This is a genomic window from Kitasatospora sp. NPDC092948 (genome assembly GCF_044754805.1).
In the GTDB taxonomy this organism is placed as follows: domain Bacteria; phylum Actinomycetota; class Actinomycetes; order Streptomycetales; family Streptomycetaceae; genus Kitasatospora.
On sequence record NZ_JBIVPU010000007.1, the window covers coordinates 239,932 to 258,734 of the forward strand.

Sequence of the window (18,803 nt, forward strand, 5' to 3'; positions counted from 1 at the left end):
ATGAGCACCACTGAGATGCTGCAGCGCGCCGCCGAACTGTTCCCCGGCGAGGTCGTCACCACCGCGCACGTGCGCCACCTGGACCTGCCGCTGCAGGCCGGCAAGCTGGCGCTGATCACCCTGGACAACGGCTTCGACCACACCAAGCCGACCACCTTCGGCCCGGGCTCGCTGGCGAAGCTGTCCGAGGCGCTGGACCAGGTCGAGGCGGAGGCCGCCGACGGCAAGGTGGTCGCGGTCGCGATCACCGGCAAGCCGTTCATCTTCGCGGTCGGCGCCGACCTCAAGGGCGTCGAGGTGCTCAAGGAGCACTCGGACGCGCTGGCCATCGGCAAGGGCGGCCACGACGTCTTCAAGCGGATCGCCGCGCTGCCCGTCCCGTCCTTCGCGTTCTACAACGGCGCGGCGATGGGCGGCGGCGTCGAGGTCGGCCTGCACTGCACCTACCGCACCGTCAGCGCGGGCGTCCCGGCGTTCTCGCTGCCCGAGGTCTTCCTCGGCCTGGTGCCCGGCTGGGGCGGCTGCACGCTGCTGCCGAACCTGATCGGTCCGGCCAAGGCGGTCAAGGTCATCGTCGAGAACTCGATGGCCCAGAACAAGCAGCTCAAGGGCAAGGACGTGTTCGAGCTGGGGATCGCCGACGCGATCTTCGAGCCGGCCGACTTCCTGGAGCAGTCGCTGCTGTGGACCGCCCGGGTGCTCAAGGGCGACGTGGTCGTCGAGCGCGAGGAGTTCGACCGCGGCAAGGCGTGGGACGACGCCGTGCTGTGGGGCCGCTGGGTCGCCGACGCCAAGGTGCACGGGGCCGCCCCGGCCGCGTACAAGGCGCTCGACATCATCCAGCAGGCCAAGGACGGCGACCTGCAGGCCGGCTTCGACGCCGAGGACGCCGCGCTGGCCGACCTGATCATGAGCGGCGAGCTGCGCGCCGGCCTGTACGCCTTCAACCTGGTGCAGCGCCGCGCGAAGCGGCCGTTCGGTGCGCCGGACAAGTCGCTGGCCCGCCCGGTCACCAAGGTCGGCGTGGTCGGCGCCGGTCTGATGGCGTCCCAGCTGGCGCTGCTGTTCGCGCGCCGCCTGGAGGTGCCGGTGGTGCTCACCGACATCGACCAGGAGCGCATCGACAAGGGCGTGGGCTACGTCCACGGCGAGATCGACAAGCTGCTGGCGAAGGGCCGCATCGGCGGCGACAAGGCCAACAAGCTGAAGGGCCTGGTCTCCGGCCACCTCGACAAGGCCGTCGCGTTCGGCGACGCGGACTTCGTCATCGAGGCCGTGTTCGAGGAGATGGGCGTCAAGCAGAAGGTGTTCGCGGAGCTGGAGGCGGTGGTCTCGCCGACCACCATCCTGGCCACCAACACCTCCTCGCTGTCGGTCACCGAGATGGCCTCCAAGCTCCAGCACCCGGAGCGCGTGGTCGGCTTCCACTTCTTCAACCCGGTCGCGATCCTCCCGCTGCTGGAGATCGTCCGGGCCGAGAAGACCGACGACGCCTCGCTGGCCACCGCGTTCGGGGTCGCCAAGAAGCTGAAGAAGACCGCGGTGCTCACCAAGGACGCCCCGGCGTTCGTGGTCAACCGCATCCTGACCCGCTTCATGGGCGAGATCCAGAACATCATCGACGAGGGCACCCCGTTCGAGACCGTCGAGGCCGCGGTGAAGCCGCTCGGCCTGCCGATGTCCCCGATCGCCCTGCTCGAACTGGTCGGCCCGGCCATCGCCCTGCACGTCTCCGAGACGCTGCACGGCGCGTTCCCGGAGCGGTTCACCGTCTCCGAGAACCTCGGCAAGGTCGTCGAGGCCGGCAAGCGCGGCTTCTACATCTGGCAGGACGGCGCCCAGGTCCTCGACCCCGAGGTCCTCGCCCTCCTCACCTTCGGCGACTCCGTCCTGACGGAGGACCAGGTCCGCGCCCGCGCCCTGGACGCCGTCGCCCAGGAGATCGGCCTGATGCTCGACGAGGGCGTCGTCGGCGAGGCACAGGACATCGACCTGTGCATGATCACCGGCGCCGGCTGGCCCTTCCACCTCGGCGGCATCACCCCCTACCTCGACCGCGAGGGCGTCTCCGAGCGCGTCAACGGCAAGAAGTTCCTGGCCCCGGGCCTGGCTTCGGTCCCCGCCTGACACCCCCCGCTCCACCGCCGGGCGGCACCCTCTCCCTTTCGGGACGGGGGTGCCGCCCGTCGGCGTTGTATGCTGCCGGGTTTCCGCGTGAAGGGAGTCGGTGAGCGGTGCTGGTGCTGGTGCACGGTGGGTTGTGGGACGACGGGATGGATGCCGAGCGGTTCTGGGGGCGGACCGGGGTGGTGGCCGGGGTCCGGGGGGCGGGGCTGACGGTGTGGGCGCCGGATCGGGCGATGCGGGCGGGGAGTTGGGCCGCGGAGGCGGAGCATCTGGCGGCGGGGTTGCCGGACGGGCCGGTGGTGCTGGTCGGCGGGTCGAACGGGTGCTCGGCGGCGGTGCGGCTGGCGCTCGCGGTGCCGGAGCGGGTGCGGGGCCTGGTGCTGGCGTGGCCCGCGACGGCGGGGGACGCGCGGGTGGACGGTCGGCTGCCCGCCGAGCTGGCGCCGCTGCTGGCGGGCGGGGTGCTGCGCGGGGTCGCGGACGAGGAGTTGACGGGTCTTCGGATGCCGGTGGCCGTGCTGCCGGCGGTGCCGGAGAACCCGGTGCACCAGCGGCGGACGGCGGACGGGCTGCTGGCACACGTCCCGGGGGCGGTGGAGCTGCCGGGATGCCCGGAGCCGCCGCATCCGCTGTTCCGGCCGGCGGGGCTGGTGGCGGCGCTGGCGGCTTTCGCGGCGGGGTGCTGACCGAGGGTCAGGAGAGGCCGAGGCCGACGGCGGCGAACTCGTCGGGGTGCCCGTCCGTGCGGGCGCCGAGGCGGCGCAGGGCCTCGGAGATCGGGCCGAGGACGAGGGCGCCGCGCTCCCGGGCGGCGGCGGCCTGCGGGCCGGCGCCGCCGCAGAAGTCCGCCTCGGCGTGCCCGACGGGGCCGGTCGCGGACCGGGCGGCGAGGGTCCGGTGGAGGGCCGCCGGGGAACTTCCGCAGGCCGGGCAGGGCGGGCGTGCGGTCCGGCACCGCGTCGTGCAGGTCGTCCGTCCTCGGCAGCAGCGCGAGGCCCCGGCCGGGCGGGACGCCGTGGGCGTCGGGGAGGTCGGCGGTGGCGGCGCGCGGCAGTGTCCCGGCCGCGACGACCGCTTCGAGGGTGTGTCCGGCTACTTCTTCAGCCGGTAGATGACGGTGTCCCCGGTGACCCCGACGACCTCGTAGTGGGCGTCGAGGAGGGTGGCGATGCGGGGCACCATGTCGGGCTGGTAGGGGGCGGTGCCGGAGTCGTCGACGACGACTTCGGGGAAGCCGTTGGTGGAGATCTCGTTGTCGAAGGTCTGCCAGGCCTCGGCGACGGAGTACTGTTCGCCGACCTTCTCGTCGCCCTTGCCGCCGCTGAAGTTGGTGAGGAAGCCGGCGGTGAGGTAGCGGGTGACGGGGCGCCGGTCGGCGAGCCAGTAGAGCTCGGGGTGCATGCCCCAGACCAGGACGGTGTCCTTGGGGGTGGTCTGGGCGGCGACGGCGGTGGCGACCTCGGTGGTCTGGGTGAGGCGTTGGCCGGGCCAGAGGACGGCGAGGCCCCAGAAGAAGCTGCAGGCGAGGGCGGAGTAGACCAGGACGGGCTTCCACCGGACGGCGGAGGTGGCGACCGCGCCGACGCCGAGCAGGACCAGCGGGGGCATCAGCTGGAGGTAGTAGTGGCCGAAGAAGTGGAAGCCGACCGAGACGGCGATCACCGAGGAGGTCAGCCACATCCACAGGTCGACGGTGGAGCCGTGTTCGGGCCCGCGGGCGGGGACGGGTCGTCGGCGGTGGCGCAGCCACAGGCGGTGCGCGAAGGGCAGCAGGAAGGCCAGGCCGGCACTCATCAGGATGGCGGAGTTGCCGAGCGCGCGGCCGATCATCTGCGGCCAGTTGCCGAGGCCGGCGTAGTCGCCGGAGCCGGTGACGACCCAGAACAGGAAGCCCTTGGGCTTGGTGAGGATGACGGCGACCAGCGCTATCGGCAGGGCGAACCCGAAGCCGATCTTGGCGAGGGCGGGGGGCCAGCGAACGCCGCGGCGGCGGGTGTCCTGGAGGAGCATCCAGAGCACGGGGAGCATGACGGCGCCGCCGGTCTGCTTGGTGAGCGAGCAGAGCGCGACCGCGATGCCGGCGGCCAGCCAGCGGCGGCGCTCGGCGTAGCGGAAGGCGGCGACCATCGCGGGCAGCATGAAGACTTCGAAGGTCGCGGCCTGGGTGTCCTCGGGCGAGAGCCCGATGGAGACCAGCAGGTAGAGGACGCCGGCACAGCGGCCGGCCCGGTCGCCCCAGCGGCCGCGGGCGAGCGAGGCGAGCAGGATCGCGGTGGTCAGGTGGGCGACGATCGCGAGGGTGCGCAGCGGCCAGAGCGAGGCGGAGCCGAAGATCGCGAAGCAGGCTTCGTACAGCCAGGGCAGCAGCGGGGGTTTGCGGTCGACGACGGTGTCGTAGAGGACGCCGCCGTCGGCGAGCATCCGGGCCTGGGTGGCGAGGTAGCCCTCGTCGGGGCTCCACACGGGGCGCAGGAAGGAGGGCAGGTGGGTCAGTGTGGCCAGCACGGCGAGCAGCGGGACCAGTCTGGTCCAGTACCCGGTGCGGAGGCGCTCTGGGAAGCGCTCGGCAAAGGCACGGAGGCTGCTCGTAAGGGTGAGGGGCACGGGTGACAACCTACCGGGCGTGAACGGGCGTAGTCAGTGGCAGTCCACTAATGAGTGTGACTGTCCGACAATAAGCGCACCGTCACAGGGCCAAAAGGCGGCCCCGTGACGGTGCGCTGAGGGGAGTGCGGGCGGTCAGCTCCGGGCGAAGGAGCGGGTGCTGACCACGGCTTCGATCTTCTTGGCGAGGGCGGACGCGGTGAGCCCGATCTCCTCGAGGATCTCGCCGCGCGAGGCGTGGTCGAGGAACTCCTGCGGGATGCCGTAGTCGCGCAGCGGCACGTCCACGTCGGCGTCGCGCAGCGCCTGGGCGATCGCGGAGCCGACGCCGCCGGCCCGGCCGTTGTCCTCGACGGTGACGACCAGGCGGTGCTGGGCGGCCAGGCCGGGCAGCGCGGCGTCGACCGGCTTGACCCAGCGCGGGTCGACCACGGTGCTGCTGATGCCCTGCTCGGCGAGGAGCTCGGCGACCTCCAGGCAGGTCGGGGCCATCGCGCCGACCGAGACGATCAGCACGTCGGCGGCCTCGTCCGCGGAGTCGGCCTCGGGGCGGCGCAGCACGTCCATGCCGCCGACGGTGCCGACGGCGGGCACCGCGGGGCCGACGTTGCCCTTGGAGTAGCGGACCACGGTGGGGGCGTCGGCGACCTCGACGGCCTCCCGCAGCTGGAGCCGGACCTGCTCGGCGTCGCGCGGGGCGGCCAGTCGCAGGCCCGGGACGACCTGGAGGATCGACATGTCCCACATGCCGTTGTGGGAGGCGCCGTCGGTGCCGGTGACGCCGGCCCGGTCGAGCACGAAGGTGACGCCGAGCCTGTGCAGCGCGACGTCCATCAGGACCTGGTCGAAGGCCCGGTTGAGGAAGGTCGCGTAGACCGCGACGACGGGGTGCAGGCCGTTGGTGGCCAGGCCGGCGGCGCAGACGGCGGCGTGCTGCTCGGCGATGCCGACGTCGAAGATCCGCTCCGGGTAGGCCTTGGCGAACGGGGCCAGGCCGACCGGGTGCAGCATGGCGGCGGTGATGGCGACCAGGTCGCGGCGCTCGCGGCCGAGCGCGACCATCTCCTCGCCGAACACCGACGTCCAGTCCTTGCCGGAGGTCTTGACCGGCAGGCCGGTGTCGGGGTGGATCACGCCGACCGCGTGGAAGCGGTCCTCGTCGTTGTTCTCGGCGGCGTGGTAGCCGCGGCCCTTCTCGGTGATGCAGTGCACGATGACCGGGCCGCCGAAGTTGCGGGCCTTGGTGAACGCGGACTCCAGGGCCTGAAGGTCGTGGCCGTCGATCGGGCCGAGGTACTTCAGGCCGAGGTCCTCGAACATGCCCTGCGGGGCGATGAAGTCCTTCAGGCCCTTCTTGGCGCCGTGCAGGGTGTCGAACATCGCCTGGCCGACCACGGGGGTGCGCTGGAGGGCGTCCTTGCCCCAGGACAGGAAGCGCTCGTAGCCCTGGGTGGTGCGCAGGGTGGCGAGGTGGTTGGCGAGGCCGCCGATGGTCGGCGAGTAGGACCGCTCGTTGTCGTTGACGACGATGACGATCGGCAGGTCCTGGCTGTCGGCGATGTTGTTCAGCGCCTCCCAGGCCATGCCGCCGGTGAGCGCGCCGTCGCCGATCACGGCGACCACGGGGCGGTCCTTGTGGCCCTGGATCTTGTTGGCCTTGGCGAGTCCGTCGGCGTAGCCGAGGACAGTGGACGCGTGCGAGTTCTCGATCACGTCGTGCTCGGACTCGGCGCGCGAGGGGTAGCCGGACAGGCCGCCCTTCATCTTCAGCCGGGAGAAGTCCTGACGGCCGGTCAGCAGCTTGTGGACGTAGCTCTGGTGACCGGTGTCGAACAGGATCCGGTCCCGCGGCGAGTCGAAGACCCGGTGCATGGCGAGGGTCAGCTCGACCACGCCGAGGTTGGGTCCGAGGTGGCCGCCGGTCTTGGAGACCTCCTCCACCAGGAAGCCGCGGATCTCCTCCGCGAGCTCCGCGAGCTGCGCGGGGGTGAGTCGATCGAGATCGCGCGGTCCCCGAATACGGGTCAGCAGAGCCACCCGTTCCTCCTCGTCCAAGTTCTCGCGCCCGCTCGGGCCCGGAGGGCGTACGCCCCGCTTGAGTCTAATGTCCATTACCCGGGCGCAGTGCGGCGGGCAACCCCGACCCACTTTCGGGTGGCAGGGGCGGGAAAGCGCCGAACCGCGCGACCGGCCCCGATATAAGGGGTGGAGCCGGTCGCGCGGTTGCGGGTGGTGCCGGGTCAGCCGCGTCCGTTGGACTTCTGGGTGCGGCGGGAGACCGAGTCCAGGACCACCGCGGCGAGCAGCACCGCGCCGGTGATCATGTACTGGATGGCCTGCTGGGCGTGGACCATGTCCAGGCCGGTGGTGATGGACTGGATGACCAGGATGCCGAGCAGCGCCGACCAGGTCTTGCCGCGGCCGCCGAACAGGCTGGTGCCGCCGATGACGGCCGCCGCGATGGCGTTCATCAGCATGTTGGCGCCACCGAGGCCCTTGTCCGCCGAGCCCTGCTGGGAGGCGATGAACAGGCCGCCGAAGCCGGCCAGGCCGGCCGAGATCATGTACACCGAGGTGCGCACCCAGGCGACGTTGATGCCGGCCCGGCGGGCCGCCTCGATGCCGCCGCCGACCGCGAAGATCTGCCGGCCGTAGGTGGTGCGGCGGAGCACGAAGTCGGCGATCGCGACGATGCCGACGAACAGCACCAGCGGCAGCGGCAGGCCGCGGTCCTGGTTGAACATGTAGGCGACCAGCAGCACGACCACGGCGAGCACGCCGGTGCGCAGCGCGATCTCGGCGATCGGGCGGGCCGGCAGGCCGGCGGCCGCGCGGCGGCGGGCGTCGAGCAGCTGACCGGCGGCGAACAGCGCGATGGCGAGGATCGCGGCCAGCCAGGCCCAGATGATGTCGCCGTCGCCGAGGAAGTAGGTGTCCAGGTTGGCGATGACGCCGTCGTTGAGGTTGTTGACGGTGCCGAGCTTGCCGATGACCAGGTCCTGGAGGCCGCTCCAGGCGAGCATGCCGGCCAGCGTGACCAGCAGCGCCGGCACGCCGATCTTCGAGAAGAAGAAGCCGTGCAGGGCGCCCATGGCGACGGCGCACGCGATGCCGATCAGCACCGCCAGCCACTCGTTGACGCCCTGGCGGACGGCCAGCACCGAGGAGATCGCGGCGGTGGCGCCGGCCACCGAGCCGAGCGAGAGGTCGATCTCGCCGAGCAGCAGCACGAAGACCACGCCGGTGGCGATCAGGCCGGGGCCGACGATCCACTTGGTGATGTTGGTGATGTTGTCGGCGTTGAGGAAGGAGCCGGTCTTCCACTGGAAGATCGCGGCGATGATGATCAGGCCGATCACGACCGGCAGCGAGCCGAGCTCGCCGCCGCGGACCTTGCGGCCGAACTCCTCGAAGTAGCCGGCCAGGCCCTCCTTGCGGACCAGCAGGCGCGGGTCGACGGCGGGCGGGGTGGGCGTGGTGGGGGTCTCGGTGCTCACTTGGCGTCCTCCGCGATACGGGCCTGACGACGGGTCACCGCGTTGTCGGTGGCGCCGGTGATGGCGGAGATGATCTCCTCGTGCGAGGTGCCGGCCACCTCGAAGCTGCCGTTGTTGCGGCCCAGGCGGAGCACCGCGACGGTGTCCGCGACGGCCTTGACGTCGGCCATGTTGTGGCTGATCAGGATCACGCCGAGGCCGCGCTCGCGCAGCCGCTCGACCAGGTCGAGGACCTGGGCGGTCTGCTCGACGCCGAGGGCGGCGGTGGGCTCGTCCAGGATGACGATCTTCGGGTCGCCGACCAGGGCGCGGGCGATCGCGACCACCTGGCGCTGACCGCCGGAGAGGCCGGCGATCGGGATACGGACGCTGGGGATGCGGATCGACAGGGTGTCGAGGAGTTCGCGGGCGCGCTTCTCCATGGCGACCTCGTCCAGGGCGCCGAAGCGCTTGAGCTCGCGGCCGAGGAACAGGTTGCCGACCACGTCGAGGTTGTCGCACAGGGCGAGGTCCTGGTAGACGGTGGCGATGCCGAGCGTCTGGGCGTCGTGCGGGCGGCCGATGGTGACCGGCCTGCCCTCCCACTCGATGACGCCCTCGTCGATCGGGTGGACGCCCGCGATGGTCTTGACCAGGGTGGACTTTCCGGCGCCGTTGTCGCCGACCAGGGCGACGACCTCGCCCGCGTGGACCTCCAGCTGCACGTCGGTGAGCGCCTGGACGGCGCCGAAGCGCTTGGAGACCCCGCGCAACGCCAGTACGGGTGCGCCTGTCACGTGAACCATCTCCTTGAGTTCCGTGTCGGACCTGACGTTTCCGGCACGGGCGACCCGCGTGCCAAGGCCGGGCACGCGGGGTGGGACTGCTGGGCACAAAGGGGCCGGCGGGAGCTTCCGATCGGTCAGGAAGCCCCCGCCGGGCGGGAATTACTGCAGGCCGGCCGCGGTGCAGGCGGCGGCGAAGTCGGCGGTGCAGATGTCCGAGACCTTGTACAGGTTGTCGGCGAGGACGGTGTCCTTGATGTTCGCCTTGGTGACGACCTTGGGCTCCAGCAGGCTGGCCGGGATGCCCTTGTCGGTGTCGCTGTCGACCGTGGAGGTGGCGACGCCCTTGATGTCCTTGCCCTGGAGCAGGTCGACCGCGAGCTCGCCGGCCGCGTCGGCCAGCGGCTTGTAGGCCTTGTAGATGGTGTAGGCCTGGTCGCCGGAGACCAGGCGCTGGATCGCGTCCAGGCCCGCGTCCTGGCCGCCGACCGGAACGTTGACGCCCTGCGCCTTCAGCTGGGTGATGATCGCGCCGGCCATGCCGTCGTTGGCGGAGTAGACGGCCTGGAAGCCGTCCTTGCCGAGCGAGGAGATCGCGGCACCGATCTTCTGGCCCGCGACGGTGGGCTTCCACTCGCCGCTCTGCTCGTAGACGACCTTCTTGACCTTGCTGTCCAGCACCTTGTGCGCGCCGGCCTTGAACTGACCCGCGTTCGGGTCGGCGTCGTCGCCGTTGATCATCACGATGTTGGCGTCGGCGGCCTTGGCGCCGAGGGCGTCGACCAGGGCCTGGCCCTGGAGCTCGCCGACCTTCTCGTTGTCGAAGGAGACGTACGCGGAGACCGGGCCGGTGGCCAGGCGGTCGTACGCGATGACCTTGACGCCCTTGTCGGCGGCCTCCTTCACCCAGGACTGGGTGGACTTGGCGTCGAACGCGTCCAGGATGATCACCTTGACGCCCTGGGCGATCAGGGTGTCGAACTGCTGCTTCTGCTTCGAGGCGGAGCCCTCGGCGTTGGAGTACTCGACCTTGCAGTCGGAGCAGAGCTCGTGGACCTTCGCCTCGATGAACGGCTTGTCGAAGGACTCGTAGCGGGTCGAGGAGGCGTTCTCCGGCAGCAGCAGGCCGATCGACTTGTTGTTGCCGGAGGCCGCGCTGTCCTTCTTGTCGCTGCCGGCCTTGCCGCAGGCGGCCATGGTCAGAGCCATCGAGACAGCGGCGGTGCCGACGACAACGCGACGCATCATTGCGTTCATGGTGGGGGGTGCCTCCCTGACAGAGCCGCAACGTTGCGGCGAGGTGGGCAGGAGTCAACCCCGTCACCGAGCTTGTCGTCAATAAGTAAAGCCTCAGGCCTCGGGATTCAGACCCTTTCGTTATCTTCCTGAAAGCTCAACCGAGGCCTGACGGTCACCCGGGGATCCCCGGGAGGCCACTCACAGCCCGCCCGTCTCCCCCATCTCGCTCATCACCAGGGCGAGCGCCCCGAGCACCTCGGCACGGCCCCCGAGCGTTCCCGGGACCACCGACAGCTGACGGGCGGCGCTGGGGATCGCATACCGGGCCACCGAGTCCCGGATCGGGGAAAGCACCAGCTCACCGGCCTCGGCCAGGTCGCCGCCCAGGATCACCCGGCGGGGGTTGAGCAGGTTGCACAGGGTGGCCACGCCCATGCCGATCTGGCGGCCCGCGTCGGCGATCACCCGGCGGCAGCCCAGATCGCCCTGCTGGGCCAGCTGCACCACCTTTCCGAGGGTCAGTTCGCCCGGGTGGTTGGCGTTCAAGAGGTTGAGCAGGTAGCGGGAGCCCACGAAGGTCTCCAGGCAGCCGCGGTTGCCGCAGCGGCACACCGGGCCCGCCTCGTCCAGCGTGATGTGCCCGATCTCGCCCGCCGTGCCGCCCGGGCCGCGGTAGATCTGGCCGTTGATCACCAGGCCGGCGCCGACGCCGCTGGCCACCTTGATGTACGCCAGCTCGCCCAGGCCGCGCCCGGCGCCCCAGACCAGCTCGCCCAGCGCGCCCAGGTTGGCGTCGTTGTCCACGTGCACCGGCATGCCCAGCCGCTGCGCCAGCTCCTGCCCGGGCATCACGCCGGTCCAGCCGGGCAGGATCGCGGTCGAGCCGAGCTCGCCGGTCTCCTGGTCGATCGGGCCGGGCACGCCCAGGCCCACGCCGATCACCTTGTCGTTCTGGAAGCCGGCCTGCTCCAGCAGCCGCGCCACCATCCGCTCGGCCAGGTCGAAGCCCTGCTGGGCGGAGACGTCCACGTCCAGCGGCTCGCTCTCCTCGGCCAGCACCCGGTGCGCCAGGTTGCCGACCGCCACCCGCAGGTGGGTGTGCCCGAAGTCCACGCCCACCACGATCCCGGCGTCCCCGCTCAGCGAGACGCTGCGCGCCCGGCGGCCGCCCGAGGAGGTGTCGGCGACCACCACGGTGCCGGACTCCTTGAGCTCCCGGACGATGTTGGACACCGTCGCGGCCGACAGCCCCGTGCCCCGGGCGATCTCGGCCTGGGTCAGCGATCCGGCCATCCGCACCGCCCGCAGCACCCGTTCGAGATTCGCCCGGTGCAGCGAGGACTGCGATCCCGGTGTGTCCGTCGACATGTTCCACCCTCCAGGGCGCACTTGCGTTCGTCCAAAGTCCAGCTTCAACTTCTGAACTCTATGCTCCGGTACCGATCGGAGGGCCCGTCAAGTACGAACACGGATCGTTACGCACGTGGGAGGATGCCCGGTAACCAAGCTCTGACGAAGGAGTCCTGCGTGCCTGGCACCAACTTGACCCGTGAGGAGGCCCGTACCCGGGCCGCACTCCTGCATGTGGACGCGTACGACATCGAGCTCGACCTGAGCTCGGCGCGCGAGGGCGGCACGTTCCGGTCCACCACCGTGGTCCGGTTCACTGCCACCGAGCCCGGCGCCTCCACCTTCATCGACCTGGTCGCCCCCGCCGTCGCCGAGATCGTCCTCAACGGCCGTTCGCTGCCGCTGGAGAACTTCGCCGACAGCCGCATCGCGCTGCCCGAGCTGGCCGCCGAGAACGAGCTGCGGGTCGTCGCCGACTGCGCCTACACCAACACCGGCGAGGGTCTGCACCGGTTCGTCGACCCGGCCGACGGCGAGACCTACCTCTACACCCAGTTCGAGGTCCCGGACGCCCGCCGGGTGTTCGCCAGCTTCGAGCAGCCCGACCTGAAGGCCGCCTTCGCCTTCACCGTCACCGCCCCGGCCGGCTGGGTCGTGATCTCCAACTCGCCGACCCCCGAGCCCACCGGCGACGGCGACACCCGGGTGTGGACCTTCGAGCCCACCCCGCGGATCTCCAGCTACATCACCGCGCTGGTGGCCGGCCCCTACGTCGGCGTGTTCGACAGCTACGAGAACGGCGCGCAGCGCGTGCCGCTCGGCGTCTACTGCCGCCCCTCGCTGCGCGAGTACCTGGACGCGGACGCGATCTTCGCCGTCACCAAGCAGGGCTTCGACTACTTCCAGGACAAGTTCGACTTCGCCTACCCGTTCGCGAAGTACGACCAGCTGTTCGTCCCGGAGTTCAACGCCGGCGCGATGGAGAACGCGGGCGCCGTCACCCTCCGCGACCAGTACGTGTTCCGCTCGAAGGTCACCGACGCCTCCTACGAGCTGCGCGCCGCGACCATCCTGCACGAGCTCGCCCACATGTGGTTCGGCGACCTGGTCACCATGGAGTGGTGGAACGACCTCTGGCTGAACGAGTCGTTCGCCACCTTCGCCGAGGCGGTCTGCCAGGCCGAGGCCCCCGGCTCCAAGTGGCCGCACTCCTGGACCACCTTCGCCAACCAGATGAAGACCTGGGCGTACCGGCAGGACCAGCTGCCGTCCACCCACCCGATCATGGCGGAGATCAACGACCTGGAGGACGTCCAGGTCAACTTCGACGGCATCACCTACGCCAAGGGCGCCTCGGTGCTCAAGCAGCTGGTGGCGTACGTCGGCCAGGACGCCTTCTTCCAGGGTGTGCGCGCCTACTTCAAGCGCCACGCCTGGGGCAACACCCGCCTCACCGACCTGCTCGGCGCCCTGGAGGAGGCCAGCGGCCGCGACCTGCGCACCTGGTCCAAGGCGTGGCTGGAGACCGCCGGCATCAACGTGCTGCGGCCGTCGCTGGCCGTCGACGCGAACGGCGTCATCGAGTCGTTCGCCGTCCTCCAGGAGGCCCCGGCGCTGCCCGCCGGCGCCCGCGGCGAGGCCGTGCTGCGCCCGCACCGGATCGCCATCGGCCTGTACGAGCTGGTCGACGGCGACCTGGTCCGCACCGACCGGATCGAGCTCGACGTGGACGGCGAGCGCACCGAGGTCCCGCAGCTGACCGGCCGTCAGCGGCCCGCCGTGCTGCTGCTCAACGACGACGACCTGTCCTACGCGAAGGTCCGCCTCGACACCGACTCGCTGGCCGTCGTCACCGAGCACCTCGGCGACTTCACCGACTCGCTGCCGCGCGCGCTGTGCTGGGCCTCCGCCTGGGACATGACCCGCGACGGCGAACTCGCCACCCGCGACTACCTGTCGCTGGCGCTGTCCGGCCTGCGCCGCGAGAGCGACATCGGCGTGGTCCAGTCGGTGCACCGCCAGGTCAAGCTCGCCCTGGAGCTGTACGCCGACCCGGCGTGGCGCGAGAGCGGCCTCCAGCGCTGGGCGGCCGCCGCCGAGACGGCGCTGCGCGAGGCCCCGGCCGGCAGCGACCACCAGCTCGCCTGGGCCCGCGCGCTGGCCGGCTCCGCCCGGACGGACGGTCAGCTCGCGCTGCTCGCCGGGCTGCTGGACGGCTCGGAGACCGTCGAGGGCCTGGCCGTCGACACCGAGCTGCGCTGGACCCTGCTCGGCCGCCTGGTCGCCACCGGCCGCGCCGACGAGGCCGCGATCGACGCGGAGCTCGCCCGCGACAACACCTCCTCCGGCCAGGAGCACGCCGCCACCTGCCGGGCGGCCCGCCCGACCGCCGAGGCCAAGGCCGAGGCCTGGGCGTCCGTGGTGGAGTCCGAGAACCTGACCAACTACGTCCAGGAGGCCGTCATCGCCGGCTTCCAGCAGCCCGACCAGCGGGACCTGCTCGCGGCGTACACCGAGAAGTACTTCGCCTCGGTGAAGCAGGTGTGGGAGACCCGCAGCCACGAGATCTCGCAGCAGATCATCGGCGGCCTGTACCCCGCGTACGCGGTCTCGCAGGCCACCCTGGACACCACCGACGCCTGGCTGGCCTCGGCCGAGCCGGCGCCGGCGCTGCGGCGCCAGGTCGTCGAGGCCCGTGCGGGTGTCGAGCGGGCGCTGAAGGCGCAGTCCGCCGACCGCTGACGCGGGGTCGGTAAGGGGTCCGGGGGGACAGACACGTTCTCCCGGGCCCCGGTGCGTTCACCACCAGGGGTGCGTGGGCGTGCCTCCCGGCCCGCCAGGGCTGGGGGGAGAACTGCGCGACGAGCGCACGTCACGTCCGCGAGGTCGCGATCACGTGCAGGTCATTGTCCTGCGTCGCGATCTTGCGGTGGGGTGCCTTCCGCTTCGCGCAGTTCCCCGCGCCCCTGGTGGTGCGCTCCCCGGTGGTTCACCCCGGCAAGGTCACCCGGAAGGCCGTCCCGCCCGGTGCGCTGAGCACCGTTGTCGTGCCGCCGTGGGCGTGGACGACCGCGTCGACGATGGCGAGGCCCAGGCCGGTGGAGCCGGTGCGGCGGGAGCGGGTGGGGTCGCCGCGGACGAAGCGTTCGAAGACGTGGGGGAGGAGTTCGGGCGGGATGCCCGGGCCGTTGTCGGCGACGGTGAGGACGACCTGGTCGGCGGCGGTCTCCAGGCGGAGGGTGACTTCGGTGCCGTCGGGGGTGTGGGTGCGGGCGTTGGCCAGCAGGTTCGCCACCACCTGGCCGAGGCGGTGCGGGTCGCCGGGGACGGTGACGGGTTCGGCGGGCAGTTCCAGCAGCCAGCGGTGCAGCGGCGCCGCGGCCCTCGCGTCGGCGGCGCAGTCCAGCGCGATCCGGGTCAGGTCGACGTCCTCGACGGCCAGCGGGCGGCCCGCGTCGAGCCGGGCGAGCAGCAGCAGGTCCTCGACCACGGTGCCCATCCGCTGCGACTCGGCGGTGATCCGCTCCAGCGAGTGCCGGACCGGTTCGGGCACCGGCCCGGGGTGGCGGAGCGCGAGTTCGGCGTGGCCGCGGACGGCGGCCACCGGGTTGCGCAGTTCGTGGCTGGCGTCGGCGGCGAACGCGCGCAGCCGCTGCTCGACGTCCTGACGGCGGGTCAGCGCGTCGCCGATGTGGCCGAGCATCCGGTTCAGCGCGGCGCCGACCCGGCCGACCTCGGTGCCCTGGTCGGCGTCCGGGACGCGCTCGCCGAGGTCGACGGCGCCGCTGGCCAGCGGCAGTGCGGAGACCCGTTCGGCGGTGGCCACCACCCGATCCAGCGGGCGCAGGGCGAGCCGGACGCCGAACGTCCCGGCGACGGCGGCGACGGCCAGCGCGCCCGCGAACACCACGAGTTCGATCAGCAGCAGGCGCTGCACGGTCTCGTCGAGGGGGTGCAGCGGCAGGCCGGTGATCAGCACGTCGCCGTCCTGGCCGGCGACGGCGGCGGCCCGGTAGTGGCCGAGCGCGGAGAGGGTGAGGTCGCGGGGGTGTCCGTTCACCGGGAGCGTGCGCAGGGTGCGCACGTCCTGGTCGGTGAGCGGGACGGCGGCGTCGCCGCCTCCGCTGCCGGCGATCGGGACGGGGTCGTCGTCGCCGGGCGGGATGCCGCCGACCACGGCGGCGTGGGTGACCGTGCCGTTCAGCAGGCGGGCGCCGAAGGTGCCGGGCGACTGGGCGCGGGTGTCGTGGCCGCTGTCGCCGGGGTGTTCGAGGCTGGCGGCGTAGCGGCCGCCGGACGCGTTGAGCTGCTGGTCGATCCGGTCGACCAGGAAGTGCCGCAGTGCGCAGCCGGTGGCGATGCCGACGCCGACGCAGATCACGGCGAGCAGGGCGAGCACGCCGGCCACCAGCCGTCCGCGCAGCGTGCGGGGCCGCCCGACGGCCCTCATCCGGTGGGCGCCTTGAGCACGTAGCCGGCGCCGCGCACGGTGTGGATCATCGGTGGCCGGCCGGCGTCGATCTTGCGGCGCAGGTAGCTGATGTACAGCTCGACCACGTGGGCCTGGCCGCCGAAGTCGTAGGACCAGACGGCGTCCAGGATCTGCGCCTTGCTGAGCACCTGTCGGGGGTGCTCCATCAGGTAGCGCAGCAGGGCGAATTCGGTGGGGCTGAGGTCGACGGCCTCGCCGCCGCGGCTGGTCTCCCGGGCCACCGGGTCCAGGTGCAGGTCGCCGACGGTGAGGGCGCCGGGGGCGGCCGGGCCGGCGGGGGCGGTGCGGCGGAGCAGTCCGCGCAGCCGGACCACGACCTCCTCCAGGCTGAACGGTTTGGTGACGTAGTCGTCGCCGCCGGCGGAGATGCCGGCGATCCGGTCCTCGACGGCGTCCCGGGCGGTCAGGAACAGCACCCGCACCTCGGGGTCGGTGCGGTGCACCCGGCGCAGCACCTCCAGGCCGTCGAAGTCGGGCAGCATCACGTCGAGCACCATGGCGTGCGGGTGCCAGTCGGCGGCGGCGGTGACGGCGTCGAGGCCGGCGGTGACGCCGCGGGCCTGCCAGCCCTCGTACCGCAGGGCGCCGCAGATCACCTCGACCAGGTCGGGTTCGTCGTCGACCACCAGGACCCGCCAGGGGGTGTCCGCGTGCTGCATGGGCCCATTCTTGCGTTCCGGCATGAGAAAGCGGTGAGATCATCCGACTGCGTCGTGTCGGGTGCAGCCCCGGCGACCAGCGCAAACGCCGCCATCGCGGTCCCGGAGCGGCGTCCTTTCATAGGGAATTGAGAGCTTCCGGTGTCACGGTGGCGGTGCACTGACGAAGGAGGGCGCCCGTTGACCGCACTGACCGCCTCGACCCGGGCCGCCCGCCGCGCCGCCCCGCGCCGGAGCCTGCCCCCGGACGCCGTCCGGCACGGCGCGCTCGCCCTGATCGCGTTCGGCGCGCTCGGCGTGCTCGCGCTGTGGTGGATCGACACCCCGCGGATCGCCGGCGCCGCGGACTGGCTGACCGGCACCGGCCGGATCACCGGCCTGCTGGCCGGCTACGCCGCACCGGTCCTGCTGCTGCTGATGGCCCGCATACCGGTGCTCGAACGCGAGGTCGGCGCCGACCGGATGGCCCGCTGGCACGCCTTCGGCGGCCGCTACCTGGTGTCGCTGATCACCGTGCACGTGCTGACCGTCGTCTGGGGCTACGCGCTGACCAGCGGCCAGGGCCTGTGGAACCAGGGCGTGGAGATCGTCCTCGACTTCCCCGACATGCTGAAGGCCACCGCCGCCACCCTGCTGATCCTCGGCACCGGCGCGGTCTCCGCCCGGGCCGCCCGCCGCCGGCTGAGCTACGAGGCCTGGTACTACCTGCACCTGGCCACCTACCTGGCCGTCGCGCTCGGCTTCGGCCACCAGCTCACCACCGGCGCCGACCTGGCCGACAACAAGGCGAAGGCCCTCTGGTACCTGCTGTACCTCGGCACCGCCGCCGTCCTCGGCTGGTACCGGCTGCTGCGGCCGTTCCTGCGCGACCGCCGGCACCGGCTGCGGGTCGCCGAGGTCCGGGCCGAGGGGCCCGGCGTGGTCTCGGTCTTCCTGACCGGCCGCCACCTGGACGAACTGCGGGCCGAGCCCGGCCAGTTCTTCCGGCTCCAGTTCCTCACCCCGGAGCTGCGCTGGGCCGCCAACCCCTACTCGATGTCCGCTCCCCCGCACCCGAACTTCCTGCGCTTCACCGTCAAGGGCCTGGGCGCGCACAGCGCCGCGGTGGCCGGCCTCGCCCCCGGCACGCCCGTCCGGGCGGAGGGCCCGTACGGGGCGTTCACCGCGCGGCGCCGCCACGGCGGGCCGGTGCTGCTGCTCGGCGCGGGCGTCGGCATCACCCCGCTGCGCGCCCTGTTCGAGTCGCTGCCCGGGCGGCTGACCCTCGTGCAGCGGGCCCGGCGGCCCGAGGACCTGTTGTTCCGCCACGAGCTGGCGGCCGTCGCCGCGGGCAGCCGGGGCAAGCGGGTGCACGAGCTGCTCGGCAGCCGCGAGCAGGTCGGCGACCTGGGCGCGGCGCTGGACCGGCTGGTGCCGGACCTCCGCCGGCACGAGGTCTACCTGTGCGGGCCGGAGGCGTTCACCGCCGAGGCGGTCCGCGTGCTGCGCGCCGCCGGGGTCCGGCCGTCCCGCATCCACCACGAGTCCTTCGTCTTCTAGGAGCCCCCACCGCCATGCGCCGAGCCGTCATCACCGCCTCCGCGACCGCCGCCGGGGTCGTCCTGCTGCTCTCCCTGAAGCCGCACGACCCGTCCACCGCGGCCGCCATCTCCTCCTCCCCCGTCTCCCCCGCGACCGGCGGCACCGGCAGCAGCGGCGGCAGCGGCGGCAGCACCGGGCAGACGCCCTCGTCGTCCGCGCCGTCGACCGGCGCCGCCTCCGGTGGCGCCGCCCGGACCGTCACCGGCAGCGCCATCAACACCCGGTACGGGCCGGTGCAGGTGCGGGTCACCATGAACGGCAGCGCGATCGGCAAGATCGACGTGATCCAGTACCCCAACCGGGACCGCCGCGACCAGGAGATCAACAGCTACGCCGTCCCGCAGCTCAACCAGGAGGCGATGGACGCGCAGAGCGCGCACATCGACGTGGTCTCCGGCGCCACCTACACCAGCGACGGCTACACCCGCTCGTTGCAGAGCGCCCTCGACCAGGCGGCGAAGAAGTGACCGCCGCCCATGTCGAGCACGTG

General features: G+C 72.1%; 13 protein-coding genes. 5 read left to right on the forward strand and 8 right to left on the reverse strand.

Going from position 1 to position 18,803, the window contains the following annotated elements; translation table 11 throughout:
• Both ACIQF6_RS22525 and ACIQF6_RS22530 read left to right on the forward strand, forming a co-directional pair.
• Window positions 1-2,127, forward strand: coding sequence for a 3-hydroxyacyl-CoA dehydrogenase NAD-binding domain-containing protein (locus ACIQF6_RS22525; RefSeq protein WP_400897666.1), 2,127 nt, complete (start codon window positions 1-3; stop codon window positions 2,125-2,127).
• Between the two features lie 107 nt (window positions 2,128-2,234).
• The gene (locus ACIQF6_RS22530; protein WP_400897668.1) at window positions 2,235-2,813 is read left to right on the forward strand and encodes an alpha/beta fold hydrolase; all 579 of its coding nucleotides are present in this window, start codon (window positions 2,235-2,237) and stop codon (window positions 2,811-2,813) included.
• A gap of 406 nt (window positions 2,814-3,219) precedes the next feature.
• Here the strand turns inward: ACIQF6_RS22530 and ACIQF6_RS22535 are convergent, their stop codons facing one another.
• The 6 genes from ACIQF6_RS22535 to ACIQF6_RS22560 all read right to left on the reverse strand — a co-directional run bounded on the left by ACIQF6_RS22535 (window position 3,220) and on the right by ACIQF6_RS22560 (window position 11,599).
• Window positions 3,220-4,731 (reverse strand): ArnT family glycosyltransferase, encoded by a 1,512-nt coding sequence (locus ACIQF6_RS22535; protein ID WP_400897670.1) that lies wholly within the window; start codon window positions 4,729-4,731, stop codon window positions 3,220-3,222.
• Window positions 4,732-4,866: 135 nt separating this feature from the next.
• Window positions 4,867-6,768: a 1-deoxy-D-xylulose-5-phosphate synthase gene (gene dxs / locus ACIQF6_RS22540; RefSeq protein ID WP_400897672.1), complete on the reverse strand. Its 1,902-nt coding sequence runs from the start codon at window positions 6,766-6,768 to the stop codon at window positions 4,867-4,869.
• A gap of 203 nt (window positions 6,769-6,971) precedes the next feature.
• Window positions 6,972-8,228 (reverse strand): sugar ABC transporter permease, encoded by a 1,257-nt coding sequence (locus tag ACIQF6_RS22545; protein WP_400897674.1) that lies wholly within the window; start codon window positions 8,226-8,228, stop codon window positions 6,972-6,974.
• Window positions 8,225-9,013, reverse strand: coding sequence for an ATP-binding cassette domain-containing protein (locus ACIQF6_RS22550; RefSeq protein ID WP_400897676.1), 789 nt, complete (start codon window positions 9,011-9,013; stop codon window positions 8,225-8,227). The genes ACIQF6_RS22545 and ACIQF6_RS22550 overlap by 4 nt, the downstream gene beginning before the upstream one ends.
• Before the next feature lie 141 nt (window positions 9,014-9,154).
• Window positions 9,155-10,249, reverse strand: a complete 1,095-nt coding sequence (locus ACIQF6_RS22555; RefSeq protein ID WP_400897678.1) for a substrate-binding domain-containing protein — start codon at window positions 10,247-10,249, stop codon at window positions 9,155-9,157.
• Window positions 10,250-10,429: 180 nt separating this feature from the next.
• Entirely contained in the window at window positions 10,430-11,599 is a 1,170-nt protein-coding gene (locus ACIQF6_RS22560; protein WP_400897680.1) for an ROK family protein, read from the reverse strand.
• A 159-nt stretch (window positions 11,600-11,758) separates the two neighbouring features.
• Between ACIQF6_RS22560 and pepN the strand changes: the two genes are divergently transcribed.
• On the forward strand, window positions 11,759-14,323 hold the full coding sequence (pepN, locus tag ACIQF6_RS22565) for an aminopeptidase N (protein ID WP_400897682.1): 2,565 nt from the start codon (window positions 11,759-11,761) through the stop codon (window positions 14,321-14,323).
• Between the two features lie 247 nt (window positions 14,324-14,570).
• On the opposite strand, the gene ACIQF6_RS22570 is transcribed toward pepN, so the two are convergent.
• Together ACIQF6_RS22570 and ACIQF6_RS22575 are read right to left on the reverse strand one after the other, a co-directional pair.
• Window positions 14,571-16,031 (reverse strand): sensor histidine kinase, encoded by a 1,461-nt coding sequence (locus ACIQF6_RS22570; protein WP_400897684.1) that lies wholly within the window; start codon window positions 16,029-16,031, stop codon window positions 14,571-14,573.
• Window positions 16,028-16,732 (reverse strand): response regulator transcription factor, encoded by a 705-nt coding sequence (locus ACIQF6_RS22575; RefSeq protein WP_400897686.1) that lies wholly within the window; start codon window positions 16,730-16,732, stop codon window positions 16,028-16,030. Before ACIQF6_RS22575 ends, ACIQF6_RS22570 begins: the two co-directional genes overlap by 4 nt.
• A gap of 180 nt (window positions 16,733-16,912) precedes the next feature.
• Between ACIQF6_RS22575 and ACIQF6_RS22580 the strand changes: the two genes are divergently transcribed.
• Window positions 16,913-18,271: a ferric reductase-like transmembrane domain-containing protein gene (locus ACIQF6_RS22580; protein ID WP_400897688.1), complete on the forward strand. Its 1,359-nt coding sequence runs from the start codon at window positions 16,913-16,915 to the stop codon at window positions 18,269-18,271.
• Between the two features lie 14 nt (window positions 18,272-18,285).
• Window positions 18,286-18,780, forward strand: coding sequence for an FMN-binding protein (locus ACIQF6_RS22585; RefSeq protein WP_400897690.1), 495 nt, complete (start codon window positions 18,286-18,288; stop codon window positions 18,778-18,780).
• Window positions 18,781-18,803 lie beyond the last annotated feature (23 nt).

Coding starts and splice junctions, on each gene's coding strand:
- ACIQF6_RS22555 (WP_400897678.1), bottom strand. CDS start 10,249: ATGAACGCAATGATGCGTCGCGTTGTCGTCGGCACCGCCGCTGTCTCG.
- ACIQF6_RS22550 (WP_400897676.1), bottom strand. CDS start 9,013: ATGGTTCACGTGACAGGCGCACCCGTACTGGCGTTGCGCGGGGTCTCC.
- ACIQF6_RS22585 (WP_400897690.1), top strand. CDS start 18,286: ATGCGCCGAGCCGTCATCACCGCCTCCGCGACCGCCGCCGGGGTCGTC.
- ACIQF6_RS22525 (WP_400897666.1), top strand. CDS start 1: ATGAGCACCACTGAGATGCTGCAGCGCGCCGCCGAACTGTTCCCCGGC.
- ACIQF6_RS22575 (WP_400897686.1), bottom strand. CDS start 16,732: ATGCAGCACGCGGACACCCCCTGGCGGGTCCTGGTGGTCGACGACGAA.
- ACIQF6_RS22570 (WP_400897684.1), bottom strand. CDS start 16,031: ATGAGGGCCGTCGGGCGGCCCCGCACGCTGCGCGGACGGCTGGTGGCC.
- ACIQF6_RS22560 (WP_400897680.1), bottom strand. CDS start 11,599: ATGTCGACGGACACACCGGGATCGCAGTCCTCGCTGCACCGGGCGAAT.